This is a genomic window from Sphingopyxis sp. (genome assembly GCF_035944815.1).
Classification (GTDB): Bacteria; Pseudomonadota; Alphaproteobacteria; order Sphingomonadales; family Sphingomonadaceae; genus Sphingopyxis.
Window position 1 is genome coordinate 149,536 of sequence record NZ_DASZAU010000009.1, and the last position, 14,190, is coordinate 163,725.

At 66.8% G+C, this 14,190-nt stretch carries 12 protein-coding genes; 6 read left to right on the plus strand and 6 right to left on the minus strand.

The annotated features are described in order from the left end of the window. Positions 1 to 39 precede the first annotated feature (39 nt). Positions 40 to 774 carry a peptidase gene (locus VGU00_RS11610; RefSeq protein ID WP_327468634.1) on the plus strand — a complete coding sequence of 245 codons (735 nt, stop codon included), beginning with the start codon at positions 40 to 42 and terminating at the stop codon, positions 772 to 774. A 165-nt stretch (positions 775 to 939) separates the two neighbouring features. Here the strand turns inward: VGU00_RS11610 and acs are convergent, their stop codons facing one another. Next, the gene (gene acs / locus VGU00_RS11615; protein WP_327468636.1) at positions 940 to 2,904 is read right to left on the minus strand and encodes an acetate--CoA ligase; all 1,965 of its coding nucleotides are present in this window, start codon (positions 2,902 to 2,904) and stop codon (positions 940 to 942) included. 97 nt (positions 2,905 to 3,001) lie between these two features. Here acs and VGU00_RS11620 point away from each other — a divergent pair, with 97 nt between their 5' ends. Beyond that, entirely contained in the window at positions 3,002 to 4,501 is a 1,500-nt protein-coding gene (locus VGU00_RS11620) for an aldehyde dehydrogenase family protein (RefSeq protein ID WP_327468638.1), read from the plus strand. Positions 4,502 to 4,514: 13 nt separating this feature from the next. Here VGU00_RS11620 and VGU00_RS11625 read toward each other — a convergent pair whose 3' ends face one another. From VGU00_RS11625 to fsa, 4 genes are all read right to left on the minus strand, one after another. After that, complete coding sequence (locus VGU00_RS11625; protein ID WP_327468640.1) at positions 4,515 to 5,393, minus strand: YwqG family protein; 879 nt, start codon at positions 5,391 to 5,393, stop codon at positions 4,515 to 4,517. Between the two features lie 56 nt (positions 5,394 to 5,449). Continuing rightward, a complete protein-coding gene (locus tag VGU00_RS11630) occupies positions 5,450 to 6,955 on the minus strand; it encodes an acetyl-CoA acetyltransferase (protein WP_327468642.1) in 1,506 nt (501 codons plus the stop codon). 1 nt (position 6,956) lies between these two features. Beyond that, positions 6,957 to 7,751 carry an enoyl-CoA hydratase-related protein gene (locus VGU00_RS11635; RefSeq protein ID WP_327468644.1) on the minus strand — a complete coding sequence of 265 codons (795 nt, stop codon included), beginning with the start codon at positions 7,749 to 7,751 and terminating at the stop codon, positions 6,957 to 6,959. 65 nt (positions 7,752 to 7,816) lie between these two features. Further along, positions 7,817 to 8,467 carry a fructose-6-phosphate aldolase gene (fsa, locus tag VGU00_RS11640; protein WP_327468646.1) on the minus strand — a complete coding sequence of 217 codons (651 nt, stop codon included), beginning with the start codon at positions 8,465 to 8,467 and terminating at the stop codon, positions 7,817 to 7,819. 128 nt (positions 8,468 to 8,595) lie between these two features. On the opposite strand from fsa, the gene radA reads away from it, so the two are divergent. From radA to VGU00_RS11660, 4 genes are read left to right on the plus strand one after another with little or no spacing between them, the layout of a single operon-like run. Beyond that, on the plus strand, positions 8,596 to 9,957 hold the full coding sequence (gene radA, locus VGU00_RS11645; protein WP_327468648.1) for a DNA repair protein RadA: 1,362 nt from the start codon (positions 8,596 to 8,598) through the stop codon (positions 9,955 to 9,957). Between the two features lie 10 nt (positions 9,958 to 9,967). Continuing rightward, on the plus strand, positions 9,968 to 10,528 hold the full coding sequence (locus VGU00_RS11650; RefSeq protein ID WP_327468650.1) for a CvpA family protein: 561 nt from the start codon (positions 9,968 to 9,970) through the stop codon (positions 10,526 to 10,528). Then, positions 10,525 to 10,953, plus strand: coding sequence for an iron-sulfur cluster assembly scaffold protein (locus VGU00_RS11655; RefSeq protein ID WP_327468652.1), 429 nt, complete (start codon positions 10,525 to 10,527; stop codon positions 10,951 to 10,953). The genes VGU00_RS11650 and VGU00_RS11655 overlap by 4 nt, the downstream gene beginning before the upstream one ends. Then, on the plus strand, positions 10,950 to 12,848 hold the full coding sequence (locus tag VGU00_RS11660; protein ID WP_327468654.1) for a cation:proton antiporter: 1,899 nt from the start codon (positions 10,950 to 10,952) through the stop codon (positions 12,846 to 12,848). Before VGU00_RS11655 ends, VGU00_RS11660 begins: the two co-directional genes overlap by 4 nt. On the opposite strand, the gene VGU00_RS11665 is transcribed toward VGU00_RS11660, so the two are convergent. Then, positions 12,845 to 14,131: an MFS transporter gene (locus VGU00_RS11665; RefSeq protein WP_327468656.1), complete on the minus strand. Its 1,287-nt coding sequence runs from the start codon at positions 14,129 to 14,131 to the stop codon at positions 12,845 to 12,847. The two genes, VGU00_RS11660 and VGU00_RS11665, sit on opposite strands and share 4 nt — an antisense overlap. Positions 14,132 to 14,190: the final 59 nt, after the last annotated feature.

Below are 14,190 nucleotides of genomic sequence, written 5' to 3' on the forward strand. Positions count from 1 at the left end.
GAGCGACCAGAAGTTTCCGGGCGGGGAAAACAGGATACCATGACTTATTGCGTAGGCATGCGTTTGAACAAGGGGCTGGTGTTCATGTCGGACACCCGCACCAACGCCGGTGTCGACGACATCTCGCAGGTCCGCAAGATGCGCAGCTGGCATGTGCCGGGCGAGCGCGTGATCACATTGATGTCGGCGGGCAATCTTGCGACGACGCAGGCGGTCGTCAGCCTGCTCGACGAACGCACCAAGGCGCCCGAGGAACGGCACCCGTCGATCCTCGCCGCGCCGTCGATGTTCGCGGTGGCGACGATCATCGGCGAAACGCTGCGCCACATCGTGATGCGACACAATGACGAGGGCCAATCTGCGGCGGATTCGCTGTTCCGTGCCTCGCTGATCGTCGGCGGGCAGATCAAGGGCGCCGAACCGCGGCTGTTCCTGATCTATCCCGAGGGCAATTTCATCGAGGCGGGCGAGGACAATCCCTTTTTCCAGATCGGCGAGACGAAATATGGCCGCCCGATCATCGTGCGCTCCTACGATCCCGCCATGTCGTTCGAGGATGCGGTGAAGCTGCTCTGCGTCTCGTTCGATTCGACGATCCGCGCCAATGCCGGGGTCGACCTGCCGATCGACCTCAAGGTCCATGAACGCGACGATTTCGTTGGCGTCCGCGAGCGCCGTTTCGAACGCAACGACCCCTATTTCGAAAGCGTCGCGGACGGCTGGGCCGAGGCGCTGGGCATCGCGCTGGCGGAGCTGCCCGACTTTCATTTCTGAGATCGCCGCAAGGCTCGGGGAAAGGGAGGGCCCGGAAGGTACGCGACCTTCCGGGCCTTGTTGCTCCGGCCGTCAGGGAGGGGGGAGGAGCGGCCGGAACTCGGGGGTGCCTCCTATATGGTGTCCCGCGGCCGCCGGTTCAACCATACCAAAGAATGATACGGCCTATCTGTTCTTGCGCCCCTCGATCAGCCCGTCGACAAGGCTGGGGTCGGCGAGCGTCGATGTGTCGCCCAGCGATCCGAAATCATTCTCGGCGATCTTGCGCAGGATGCGGCGCATGATCTTGCCCGAACGCGTTTTGGGCAGGCCGGGGGTCAGGTGGATATGGTCGGGGGTCGCGATCGGGCCGATCTCCTTGCGCACCTGCTGCTTCAGCGCCGCGGCGACCTCTTCGGTCGGCTCGACCCCGGCGTTGAGCGTCACATAGGCGTAGATGCCCTGGCCCTTGATATCGTGCGGGAAACCGACGACGGCGGCCTCGGCGACCAGATCGTGGAGGACGAGCGCACTTTCGACCTCGGCGGTGCCCATGCGGTGGCCCGAGACGTTGATCACATCGTCGACGCGCCCGGTGATCCGCCAATATCCGTCGGCATCGCGGCGGCAGCCGTCGCCGGTGAAATATTTGCCGCGATAGGTCGAGAAATAGGTCTGGATGAAGCGCTCATGGTCGCCATAGACGGTGCGCGCCTGCCCGGGCCAGCTGTGCGTGATGCAGAGATTGCCTTCCGATGCGCCGCCGGTCTGTTCGTCGACGAGCACGCCGCCCTCGGCGTCGACGAGTTGCGGGCGGATACCGAAGAAGGGGCGCCCGGCGCTGCCCGGCTGCATCGGATGCGCGCCGGGCAGGGTGGTGATCATGATCCCGCCGGTTTCGGTCTGCCACCAGGTGTCGATCACGGGCACGCGGCCCTTGCCGACGAGTTGGTGATACCAGCGCCACGCCTCGGGGTTGATCGGTTCGCCGACGCTGCCGAGCAGGCGGATCGACGAGAGGTCGTGCCGCGTCACATAATCGTCGCCCTCGCGCATCAGCGCGCGGATCGCGGTCGGGGCGGTGTAGAGGATGTTGACCTTATGCTTGTCGACGACCTGCCAGAAGCGGTCGTGGCCCGGATAATTGGGAACGCCCTCGAACATCAGCGTCGTCGCGCCATTCTGGAGCGGGCCATAGACAACGTAGCTGTGGCCCGTGACCCAGCCGATGTCGGCGCTGCACCAGAAAATCTCGCCGGGCCGATAGTCGAAGCCATAATAGAAGGTGCTGGCGGTCCAGACGCTGTAGCCGCCGACGCTGTGAAGCACGCCCTTCGGGCTGCCCGTCGATCCCGAGGTGTAGAGGATGAACAGCGGGTCCTCGGCCCCCATCGGCTCGCACGGGCAGTCGGCACCGACGTCGGCCGACAGCGCGTCGTACCAATGGTCGCGGCCTTCCTTCATCGCGACGTCGCCGCCGGTGTGCGCGATGACGAGCACCGCCTTCACATCGACGCGTTCGAGCGCCTTGTCGACATTGGCCTTGAGCGGAACGGTCTTGCCGCCGCGGAGGCCCTCGTCGGCGCAGATCACCCAGTCGCTGCCGCAATCCTCGATGCGGCCGTGGATCGCCTCGGGCGAGAAGCCGCCGAAGACGACGCTGTGCACCGCGCCGATGCGCGCGCAGGCGAGCATCGCCACCGCGCCTTCGGGGATCATCGGCATATAGATGGTGACGCGGTCGCCCTTTTGGACGCCCATTTTTTTGAGCGTATTGGCGAAGCGGACGACGTCGGCGAGGAGCGCCTTGTAGCTGATGTGGCGTGTCTCGCCGTCGGGCGCGTCGGGTTCGAAGATGATCGCGGTGCGGTCGCCGTGCCCGGCCGCGACGTGGCGGTCGACGGCGTTGTGGCAGAGGTTGAGGACACCATCCTCATACCATTTGATCTCGACCGGATCGTAGGACCAGTTCGCGATCTTCGTCGGCGGCGTGATCCAGTCGAGCCGCTTCGCCTGTTCGGCCCAGAAGGTATCGGGATCGGCGATGCTTTGTGCATAGAGCCGGTCGTAATCGGCGGCGGTGCAATGCGTGTTCGCCGCGGCGTCGGCGGGAACGGGAACCAGCGGTTCGGAGGGGGGCAGGTCGGACACGGCTATTCTCCCGCTTTCGATTTGACTCACTTGCTGGCTGCGATAACCCGCGAGCCACAAGTTGCAAGGCGCATGCGCGCTTATGAAGGGACGGAATATGGTTCAACTGGGCCAGGAGACAGCTGGACTTCTCGATCGGCTCGGCGTCGACCGCGCGTTATGGGCCGGCGGATCGATGCCCGTGGTGACGCCGCTGACCGGCGAACGGCTGGCGATGGTCCGGGTCGCCGATGCGGCGGCGATCGACGAGACGCTCGGTCGTGCACGTGCGGCGTTCCGCGTCTGGCGCGATATTCCCGCGCCGCGGCGCGGCGAACTCGTCCGCCTGTGGGGCGAGGAATTGCGCGCGGCGAAGGACGATCTGGCGAAGCTGGTGACGGTCGAGGCGGGCAAGATCCCGTCCGAGGGCGCGGGCGAAGTGCAGGAGATGATCGACATCTGCGACTTCGCCGTCGGCCTCTCCCGCCAGCTTTACGGGCTGACGATTGCGACCGAGCGGCCGGGGCACCGGATGATGGAGGTCTGGCATCCGCTGGGCGTCGTCGGGGTGATATCGGCGTTCAATTTTCCTGTCGCGGTCTGGGCGTGGAACGCTGCCGTCGCGCTGGTGTGCGGCAACAGCGTGGTCTGGAAACCGTCGGAAAAGACGCCGCTGACGGCATTGGCAACGCAGGCGATTTTCGCGCGCGCGGTGGCGCGCTTCGGCGATGCGCCCGAAGGGCTGGCGCAGATCCTGATCGGCGGACGCGAGGCGGGCGAAGCGCTGGTCGACGACACGCGCGTCGCGCTGGTGTCGGCGACCGGATCGACGCGGATGGGGCGCGCCGTGGCGCCGCGGCTGGCCGGGCGTTTCGCCCGCGCGATTCTCGAACTCGGCGGCAACAACGGCGTCATCGTCGCGCCGTCGGCCGACCTCGACCTCGCGCTGCGCGGGGTTGCGTTCGGCGCGATGGGAACGGCGGGGCAGCGCTGCACGACGACGCGGCGGCTGTTCGTGCACGACAGCATCTATGACGGCTTCGTTGCGCGGCTGAAGGCGGCCTATGCCAGCGTCGGGGTGGGCAATCCGCTGGACGGCGATGTGCTCGTCGGGCCGCTGATCGACCGCGCGGCCTACGAGATGATGCAGCAGGCGCTCGCCGCCGCCACGGCGGCCGGCGGTGTCGTGCACGGCGGGACGCGCGTCGGCGAAGGCGAGAGCTTTTATGTGAAGCCCGCGCTCGTCGAAATGCCGGGGCAGGTCGGGCCGGTGCTGGAGGAGACGTTCGCGCCGATCCTCTATGTCATGCGCTATTACGATCTCGGCGCGGTGATCGAGCAGCATAATGATGTTGCGGCGGGGCTGTCGTCGGCGATCTTCACGACCGACATGCGCGAGGCCGAGCGGTTCCTCGTGGCGAGCGACTGCGGTATCGCGAACGTCAATCTCGGCACATCGGGCGCCGAAATCGGCGGCGCGTTCGGCGGCGAGAAGGAAACGGGCGGCGGGCGCGAGTCGGGCTCGGACAGCTGGAAAGCCTATATGCGCCGCGCAACCAACACGCTGAATTATTCGGACGCGCTGCCGCTGGCGCAGGGCGTGTCGTTCGACATCTGACGCTGGTCGCCGGTCAGTAGCAGTCCCACTGATAGAAGATCTTGCTGAAGTCGCGCTTCAGCAAATCTTCGCGCCGGATCATGAACTGACCCTGCCCCGAATCGCCCCACATAAGGTGCTTGTCGCTCCACAGGTTGAGGAGGACGCGGTCGACGTCCTGATAGGGTTTGGCCGCGCGCCAGTCGGACTGGGTGAAGCCGGGGTGGCCACCGACATGATGACCCTGCACCGCCAGTTCATTCTGCTTTTCGGCGAAGTCATAGACGCGATCGCTCTTGGTGGCATCGTTCAGCAGCGTTTCGAGATCGCGTTCGGCGAGCCAGGATTCGACCGAGGGGATTTGATCGGTGCGTCTGGGTTTGAGCGCGATGCCCCGTGCTACCGTGGCGTCGTATAGCGGCGAATAATCGTCGATCCCGCGGTCGCCCGCTGGTCGCCCCATGTGCAGCTTGCCCGCGCCGCCCAGCTTTTCACGCCAGATGACGCGGAACGTGCCCGCTTCGGGCTTTTCGAAATTCGCGCCGTAATAATCGTCGCGCGCGATGAAGAATTGCAGGACGCCGCTGGTCGGATAGTCGGGCAGCGGTGGCAGGTCGGCGAAATCGACCTGTGCGAGGAAGGACATCGGCTTGCCCTCGGCGTCGGCGGGCCAGACTTCGCCCACCGCGAGCCAGACCGGACCCCCGATGCGGGTGCCGCCGGGGGTTGCGGGCGCCGGACCCGCGGGCTCGAGATCGATCGCGGGAAGGCTGTGCTTTTTTTGCCAGGCGGCAAATTCGGCCACCGCTGGGTCGCGCAGCAACTCCTGCATCGTCGGCTCGGCCGGCGTTGCCGGGGTGCATCCCAATGCGCCGGCGAGCGCCAATGTGACGGGGATCAATATCTTTCGCATGCGAGCGATTTATCGCGTCCTTCCACCGTGCGCGAGTGATTGTTGCGACACGCCGGTCAGGCTGCTCGCCAGCCGAAACCTTCGTCGAGCGCGATGACCCGGCCGGGGGTTCCGACCGGCTCGACCTTGCCGTCGGTCAGGAACGCCAGCATCGCCGCGTCGGCGATGTCGACATGCGCCAGCGTCCGCTTGCCATCGGGCGTCTTCGCCACCACCACCCCGGCTTTCGGGGCGCCGTCGCGGCCATAGAAGACGGTGTAGCTCTCTACCGTCGCCGGCCCGGCATAATCCTCGACCAGTTCGGGAACCGGGCCGCGCTTGGCTTCGGCTTCGGCCTGATAGTCGAAGTCCTGCGGAAAGCTGGCCGCGGCGATCGGTTTGTTGCCGAGTATGATGCAGTGATTGTCGGTGGCGAAGCCGCCGTTGGCGAAGAGGAAGCCATAGCGCCCTTCGTTGCGCAGCCTGTCGGCCATCGAGACGATCGCATGGCTCATATAGTTGGCGATCGGGCCGCCGCCGAAGGTCAGCCCGCCGAACACCGTTGCAGGGCGGTCCCACGGCCAGCCGAGGATGCGCCGCGCCATTTTCGGTACGCAGGGGAAGCAGCTGTAAAGTTCGACGAAATCGAAATCGGCGACGGTCATGCCGTTGAGGTCGAGCGTGCGATGAATCGACGTTTCCATGCTGACGCTGCCGTCGTAGCGGTCGCGGTGCAGGATGCTCGCGGGCTCTTTCGCCGCGGCGCCCATGCCGACGTAGATCAGCCGGTCTTCGGCGATCCCGCGGCGACGCGCTTCGGCAAGGCTCGCGACGAGGAAGCCGGCGCCCTGATTGACCGACGAGTTGGCGACCATCAGCTTCGAATAGGGGAAGGCGATCGGGCGATTGCGCTCGTCGACGCGGAGGATGTCTTCGGGGGTGGCGGGTTTCCTGATCCATGCGCCGTCGTTCGCGGCGGCGACTTCGGAAAAGCGCGACCAGATTTCGGCGCTTTCGAACTGCGCGTCTTCGAGGCTTTCGCCCCATGCCGCGCGGGTCGCATTTTCATAGAGCGGATAGACGTCGACCGGCGCGGCGAGGCCGTGCTTCTGGGCATAATTGGGCTCGCGCCGTGTCGCGACCTTGCGGATCGCGTTATAGCTTTTGTCTTCGCCGCTTGCCGCCTTGGCCGCGCGGCCGGCGGCGGTGCGCAGCGCCTCGGCGCCGACGATGGCGGCGAGCTTGACCTCACCCGCGCCGATGCGGTTCGCCGCTTCGTTGAGCAGGCGAACGGGCGTGTCACCGTGCGGGGCTGCCGACTGATAGGCGATCGCCGGGGTTGCCCCGATGGCAGCGGCGAGCGGCTCGGGCAATTTGCCGAGGCTGTGGAAGCTGATCTGGTCGACGATCGCGAGGCTGTCGAGGTCGGCGAGGAGACCGCCACCGGCATCGGCGTCCGCTATCTTCAGCGCCTCGACCATCAGACCGAGCGAGTCGAGGCCCTGATCGGGATCATCGGGCCGGTCGTTGACCTGCCCGATGCCGATGATGACGGGAATCCGCTCGGGATCGGTCATGACCATGTCAGCGCGCCTTCCACTCGGGCTTGCGCTTCTGCGCGAAGGCGAGCGGGCCTTCGCGGGCATCCTCGCTGCGCATCAGGACCGCGCGTTCGCGCGTGTTATGCTCCCAATAGGGGGCGTCGGCGGCGATGCGGCCCTGATCGATGCCGAGCGCGACGCGCTTCGACGCCTGCACCGACAGCGGCGCGTTGCCCGCGATCTTTTCGGCAAGCGCGAGCGCGGTCGGCAGCAGGTCGGCGAGCGGCACGACATGGTTGACCAGCCCGAATTCGGCGGCGCGCGCGGCGGGGATCGGATCGCCGGTGAGCATATATTCCATCGCGAGCTTGCGCGGCAGCTGCTGCGCGAGGCGGAACGCGCCGCCCGCCGCGGCGAACAGCCCGACCTTGACCTCGGGCAGCCCGAATTGGGCATGATCGGCGGCGACGATGATGTCGCTCATCAGCGCGATCTCGCAGCCGCCGCCGAAGGCGAAGCCGTTGACCGCGGCGATGATCGGTTTCGAGATCGGGTGCGACACCATGCCCGCGAAGCCCCACGCCTGTTGTGCGGGATCGTCGGGGTAGAGGCTTTCGCCGCGCGACAGCGCGACGAGGTCGGCGCCGGCGCAGAAGCTCTTGTCGCCCGCGCCCGTGATCACGACTGCGCGGATTTCGGAATCGTTTTCGGCCTCTTCGAGCGCGGTGCCGACACCGACATGGACCGCGGCGTTGACGGCATTGCGCGCCTCGGGCCGGTTGATCGTGACGATCAGCACATGGCCGCGGCGTGTCGTGAGGATGTTGGTGTCGGTCATCGCGAATCTCTCCCTTTCGGGCGAGTATCGCGATGACTTGACGTTTACGTCAACTGTTAAGGCTGTCAGATCGACTGGCCGGTCTTCGCCCAGTCGGCGAGGAAGCCCTCGATGCCCTTTTCTGTCAGGATATGCTTGAACAGGCCCTTGATCACCGACGGGGGCGCGGTCATCACGTCGGCGCCGATCTTGGCGGCTTCGAGGACGTGGATGCCGTGGCGCACGCTCGCGACGAGGATTTCGGTTTCATAGGCGTAATTGTCGTAGATCAGGCGGATGTCGGCGATCAGCTGCATACCGTCGAAGCCATTGTCGTCGTGGCGGCCGACGAAGGGCGAGACGAAGGTCGCGCCGGCCTTCGCCGCGAGCAGCGCCTGCGCCGCCGAGAAGCAGAGCGTGACGTTGACCATCGTGCCGTCGCTGGTCAGCGCCTTGCAGGTCTTGAGCCCGTCGATCGTCAGCGGCACCTTGATGCAGACATTGTCGGCGATCTTGCGGAGGATTTCGGCCTCTTTCATCATCGTCGCATGGTCGAGCGCGACGACTTCGGCCGACACCGGGCCGGTGGTCAGCGCGCAGATTTCCTTCGTCACTTCCTTGAAGTCGCGTCCCGACTTCGCGATCAGCGACGGGTTGGTGGTGACGCCGTCGAGCAGGCCGGTCGCGGCCAGTTCCTGGATGTCGGCGATTTCGGCGGTGTCGGCGAAGAATTTCATGGCTCGGGGCTTTCCTGCGGGAAGGTGATTCGGGTGTTGTTGATCCCCTAGAACAACGCGCGATAAATATGAACCGTCGCGCCGGAATTGGGCTGGCGTTCGTTCTTTGTTCCGGTTAAGCGAACGCCATGGCCAAAGCGAAACGTCAATATGTCTGCCAGAATTGCGGGTCGGCGACCTATCGCTGGCAGGGGCAGTGCGCCGATTGCGGCGAGTGGAACACGCTGGTCGAGGAAGCCGCCGAGACGGTGTTTTCGGCGAAGCACGACCTCAGCCGCGGCGGGCGCACGCTGGCGCTCGAAACGCTCGATGCCGAAAGCAAGATGCCCGAACGCATGTTGTGCGGGATCGCCGAATTCGACCGCGCGTTGGGCGGCGGCTTCGTCGCGGGATCGGCGACGCTGATCGGCGGCGATCCGGGGATCGGCAAGTCGACTTTGCTGTTGCAGGCGGCGGGGCGGCTGGCGAAGGCGGGCAAGTCGGTCGTGTATATCAGCGGCGAGGAAGCCGCGGCGCAGGTGCGGCTGCGCGCGCAGCGGCTAGGGCTCGACAAGGCGCCGGTCGCGCTCGCCAGCGCGACGTCGGTGCGCGACATCCTCGCGACGCTCGACGGGCGCGATGCCGACTTCGTCGTGATCGATTCGATCCAGACGATGCACAGCGACCTGATCGACAGCGCGCCGGGGACGGTGAGCCAGGTCCGCGCGAGCGCGCAGGAACTCATCCGCTATGCCAAGGACAGCGACGCCGCGATCGTGCTGGTCGGCCATGTCACCAAGGACGGAACGATCGCGGGGCCGCGCGTGCTCGAACATATGGTCGACACGGTACTGGCGTTCGAGGGCGAGCGCAGCCACCAATATCGCATCCTGCGCGCGGTGAAGAACCGCTTCGGCGGCACCGACGAGATCGGCGTCTTCGCGATGGGGGAAGAAGGGCTGGGCGAGGTCGCCAACCCGTCGAGCCTCTTCCTGACCGACCGCAGCCGCGACGTGCCGGGATCGGTGGTCTTTCCCGCGCTCGAAGGAACGCGCCCGGTGCTCGTCGAGGTGCAGGCGCTGACCGTACGGCTGGCGAGCGGGGCGACGCCCCGCCGCGCCGTCGTCGGGTGGGACAGCGGGCGGCTCGCGATGGTGCTCGCGGTGCTCGAGGCGCGCTGCGGCCTCCAGATGGGCGGAGCCGAGGTCTATCTCAACATCGCGGGCGGCTATCGGCTCACCGACCCGGCGGCCGATCTGGCGGTCGCCGCGGCGCTGATCTCGGCGTTCAGCGAGCGGCCGGTGCCCGCCGATGCGATCGTCTTCGGCGAATTGTCACTGTCGGGCGAGGTGCGGCAGGTTTCGCACGACGGGCTCCGCCTGCGCGAAGCCGCGAAGCTCGGCTTTTCGCGCGGCTGGGGCCCCGCCGGGATGAAGGGCGTCGGCGGAATTTCGGTCACCGGTTTCACGCGGCTCGGCGAACTCGTTGACCTGATGCTCGGGCGCGACTAGCGACCGGCAAATGGGAAGTCTGACGGCTCTGGATATCATCGTGCTGACGCTTGTCGGCGGCAGCGCGGTGCTCGGCTTTACGCGCGGGCTGGTGCAGGAGGTGACAAGCCTTCTCGCCTGGGTCCTCGCGATCGCGGCGGTGCGCTTTTTTCACCCGCTGGCGACCGACCTGCTCGGCGGCTGGATGGGGCCGGGCGGCGGCGCGGCAATGCTGGCGTTCGTGATCCTGTTCGGCGGGGTTTTCGCGCTCACCAAATGGGGATCGCGCGCGATGGGACAGCGCAGCCGTGCGTCGCTGGTCGGCGGATTCGACCGCGGCCTCGGCGCCGGGTTCGGTGCGCTCAAGGGCCTGCTGATCGCGACGATCGCCTTCATGGTCATCACCTTGCTGTACGACATCGGTTACGGCAACGCGCAGCGCCCGGCATGGGTGACCGACAGCCGGACCTATCCCGCGCTCGCCGCGACGAGCGGCGCGCTCAGCAAGGTGATCGCCGAACGCCGCGCCGAAGCGCGCGAGGCCGAAGCGAACGGCAACAAGCAGGACGCGCCCGACGCGCCGAAGTCATGAGCGCGCCGCTTTATAATCGCGACATATTGGCGCTGGCGGTTGCGACTTCGGAATTCCTGCCGCTCGCCGATGCTCCCAATCGTGTGAGCAGGCGTGCGCCCCTGTGCGGGAGCGCGATCATCCTCGACCTCGATACCGACGCCGCCGGTCATGTGACGCGCGTCGGGATGCATGTCGAAGCCTGTGCGCTCGGACAGGCATCGGCGGCGCTGCTCGCGCGGCATGCACCGGGACGGGGGCTCGCGGAAATCCGTGCGGCGCGTGCGGGTATCGCGGACTGGTTCGCGGGCGGGGAACTGCGGCCCGACTGGCCGGGCTTCGACCTGCTCGCCCCCGCACGCGACTATCCGGCGCGGCACGGCGCGATCCTGCTGCCCTTCGACGCCGCGATCGCGGCGCTGGAAGGGCGGGCGGCGGCGGCATGATGCTGACCATGCTCACCGCGGCGACGTCCGAGGCGGCCGAGAAGGTCGCGGAGACGGCGACCGACACCGCACTTGTCGAAGGCGCGATCCTGCTCGGCGTCGCGACGCTGTTCGTGCTGATCTTTCGCCGGCTCGGCCTTGGCGCCGTTCTCGGTTACCTGATTGCGGGCGCGATCGTCGGCCCGCACGGGCTGGCGCTCGTCGGCGGCGGCGAATCGAAGCTCGCCTTTGCCGAACTCGGCATCGCTTTCCTGCTCTTCCTCGTCGGACTCGAGCTGTCGCCGCGCCGGCTCTGGGACATGCGGCGCGCGATCTTCGGGCTCGGGATGGTGCAGGTCGTCGCGACCGGGCTCATCCTGACTGCGCTCATCCATCTGACGCTCGGTTTCAGTCCGGCCGCATCGCTCGCGCTCGGCTTGCCGCTTGCGCTGTCGTCGACCGCGCAGGTGTTGCCGGGCCTGAAAAGTTCGGGCCGCATCAACTCGCCCTTCGGTGAAAAGGCCTTTTCGATCCTGCTGTTCCAGGACCTCGCGATCGTGCCGATGATCACCATCGTCGCGGTCCTCTCGCGCGCGCCCGCCGACCCGTCGGCGCCGTCGGGCTGGCAGATGGCCTTCTTCACGCTATGGGCGATCATCGTGCTGGTCCTTGCGGGGCGTTTCATCGTCAATCCGCTGCTGCGCATCGTCGGGCGTTATGGCGAGCGCGAATTGTTCGTCGTCGTCGGGCTGCTCACCATCCTCGCGAGCGCGGCCCTGATGCACAGCCTGCACCTGTCGACCGCGCTCGGTGCGTTCATCGCCGGCGTGATGCTCGCCGATTCGCCCTATCGGCACGAGATCGAGTCGGACGTCGAACCCTTCCGCCTGATCCTGCTCGGCCTCTTTTTCCTCGCGGTGGGCATGGTGCTCGACATCGGTGTGGTGTTGGAGCGACCGCTGCAGGTGATCGCGCTTGCGCTCGGGCTGGTGGCGGTGAAGCTGGTCGTGTTGACGCTGATCGTGAAGGCCTTCGGCAAGAGCTGGCAGGCGGCACTCGGGCTCGGCCTGCTGCTGAGCCAAGGCGGGGAGTTCGGCTTCCTGCTCTTTGCGCAGGCGGCCGACGCACTGCTGATCGAGCCCGAGGCGGCGAGCCTGTTCAGCGCGGTGGTGACGCTGTCGATGGTCACAACCCCCTTCCTGATGCTGTTCGCGCGTAATCTCGAATTCGCGCCCGAAGCGAACGCGACCGATCTTGACGATCCCGAGGGCGCTCCGCGCGGTTCGGCCATCGTCGTCGGCTATGGCCGTTTCGGGCAGATTGTGTCGCAGATGCTGCACGGCGTCGCCTGTTCGGTGACGCTGATCGACAAGAAGCCGAGCCAGATCGAGCTGTCGAGCCGGTTCGACACCAAGGTCTATTTCGGCGACGGCCTGCGTGTCGACCTTTTGCGTCGTGCCGGTGCCGAGGAGGCGCGGCTGATCATCTTCTGCATGGACGACGCATCGGTCGACGCCGCCGCGATGCGGCCGATCGTCGAGGCTTTCCCCGACGCGAAGATATTGATGCGTGTTTTCGACCGGCGGCAACTGCTCGCGGTCGACGGCGCCGGGGTCGATGGCGTCATTCGCGAAGTGTTCGAAAGCTCGGTCGCGATGGGGCTTACGGCGCTGCGTTATCTCGATGTCGACCCGCGCGAGATGGACGATGTCGAAGCGACTTTGCGCCATCTCGACGAAACGCGGCTCCAGGCGCAGATCGACGAAGGCGACCTGTCGGCGGGGATGGATCATCGCTTCAAGCCCGGCGGCGGGCGCGAGGCCGACAGCGTGCTCGAAACCTTCCGCCGCAAGCGGCAGGCGGCGAAGGCGGCGCGCGAAGAGAATGAGGCGATGGACTTCGCCGACGAAAGCTAGGCCGCGCGGCGCCGGACCATAAAGCCGGCCGACAATGTCGCGGCCGCAAGCGCCGGGACGCCGGCCATCGCCATCGCGAGGAGCAGATTGCCGCCGACGGCATGATCCGACAGGCCGCCGGTGAGGAGCGGCCCCACGGCGCAAAAGGCGGCGATCACGAAGCTGTATAGGGCGAAGCTGCGCGCGCGCAGTTCGGCGGGGATGATATCCTGGAGGATCGTCGGGATCAGCGCGTTGGCGGTGCTGGTGAGCGCGAGGAACAGCGCGATCATCGTCAGCGCCTGATGCTCGCCGGCCGCGGCGCCGAGCCAGATCAAGCACGGGATCGCGAGCAATGCGCCTGTTGCCATGACCAGCGGCCGCGATGCCTCGCCGAAGCGCGGGCGCAGGAACCGGTCGACGATCCCCGCGACGGCGAGGCTGCCGAGGCTGGTCGCGAGCGTGATGAGGCCAAGGGCATGGCCGGTCGGCACGAGGTCGGACGCGAAGCGGCGCACCAGCCCGAGCGCCGCCAGCGGCGCGACTGCCTGCACGGCGATTGCAAGCCCGCCGGCGGCGCCGAGGAAGAGCAGGATGCGCTGCCGGTGCGACTGGAAGAAGGGTAGCAGCGCTGCGGTGGCGCCGCTCTCACCGGGCGCCGCGACCCCGCGTGCGGTGTCGTGAAGGAACAGGCCGGCGCCGAGCAGTGGCAGCGCGAGCAGGCTGAGGCAGAGTAAGGCGACGCGCCAGGCCTCGGTCCCGGCTGGGGCGATGGTGCCTGCAAATTCGAGCAAATTGCCGCCGAAATAGAAGCCCGCGCTGGCGCCGGTCGCCATCAATGCGGCGAAGAAGAGGTTGGCGGGCACGCGGTGACGGTCGCTGACGAGGTCGGGGATCAGCGAGTAGACCACCGGGATCATCGCAAATTCGGTGATCCCCGACGCGGCGCGGCCGATGAAGAAAAGTTCGAAATTCGGCGCGAGCCCGCTGAGCGCGGTGAGGAGGCCCCAGAGGAGGATCAGGCCGAGCAGGATCGACTTTCGCGAATGGCGATCGGCAAGGCGCGCGAGCGGCACCGCGAGCGCGCTGGCGACAAGGATTCCCGCGATACCGTGCAGCGCTCCGATCACGGCATCGGAAACGCCGAAGCTTTGCTGGATTGCGGGCGAGAGGATCGACTGCAAGCCGCGGTCGCTCATCTGGGTGCCCGCGGTGATGCCGAGGAAGGCAACCGCCCACACGCCGGCGGGCGTCGTCGTCGCCCGGCTGTCGCTCAGATGGCCCGTGTCGGCGATCGCAACCAAATATCCGTCCCCACGCTCTGCATATTGCAAGTCATTTGCAACTGGCTAGCGCAAAGCGG

Excerpts from the sequence above, each read along its gene's own strand:
- VGU00_RS11635 (WP_327468644.1), bottom strand. The coding sequence starts at position 7,751 with ATGACCGACACCAACATCCTCACGACACGCCGCGGCCATGTGCTGATC.
- VGU00_RS11630 (WP_327468642.1), bottom strand. The coding sequence starts at position 6,955 with ATGGTCATGACCGATCCCGAGCGGATTCCCGTCATCATCGGCATCGGG.
- VGU00_RS11610 (WP_327468634.1), top strand. The coding sequence starts at position 40 with ATGACTTATTGCGTAGGCATGCGTTTGAACAAGGGGCTGGTGTTCATG.
- VGU00_RS11660 (WP_327468654.1), top strand. The coding sequence starts at position 10,950 with ATGATGCTGACCATGCTCACCGCGGCGACGTCCGAGGCGGCCGAGAAG.
- VGU00_RS11655 (WP_327468652.1), top strand. The coding sequence starts at position 10,525 with ATGAGCGCGCCGCTTTATAATCGCGACATATTGGCGCTGGCGGTTGCG.
- radA (WP_327468648.1), top strand. The coding sequence starts at position 8,596 with ATGGCCAAAGCGAAACGTCAATATGTCTGCCAGAATTGCGGGTCGGCG.
- VGU00_RS11620 (WP_327468638.1), top strand. The coding sequence starts at position 3,002 with ATGGTTCAACTGGGCCAGGAGACAGCTGGACTTCTCGATCGGCTCGGC.
- VGU00_RS11625 (WP_327468640.1), bottom strand. The coding sequence starts at position 5,393 with ATGCGAAAGATATTGATCCCCGTCACATTGGCGCTCGCCGGCGCATTG.
- VGU00_RS11650 (WP_327468650.1), top strand. The coding sequence starts at position 9,968 with ATGGGAAGTCTGACGGCTCTGGATATCATCGTGCTGACGCTTGTCGGC.
- fsa (WP_327468646.1), bottom strand. The coding sequence starts at position 8,467 with ATGAAATTCTTCGCCGACACCGCCGAAATCGCCGACATCCAGGAACTG.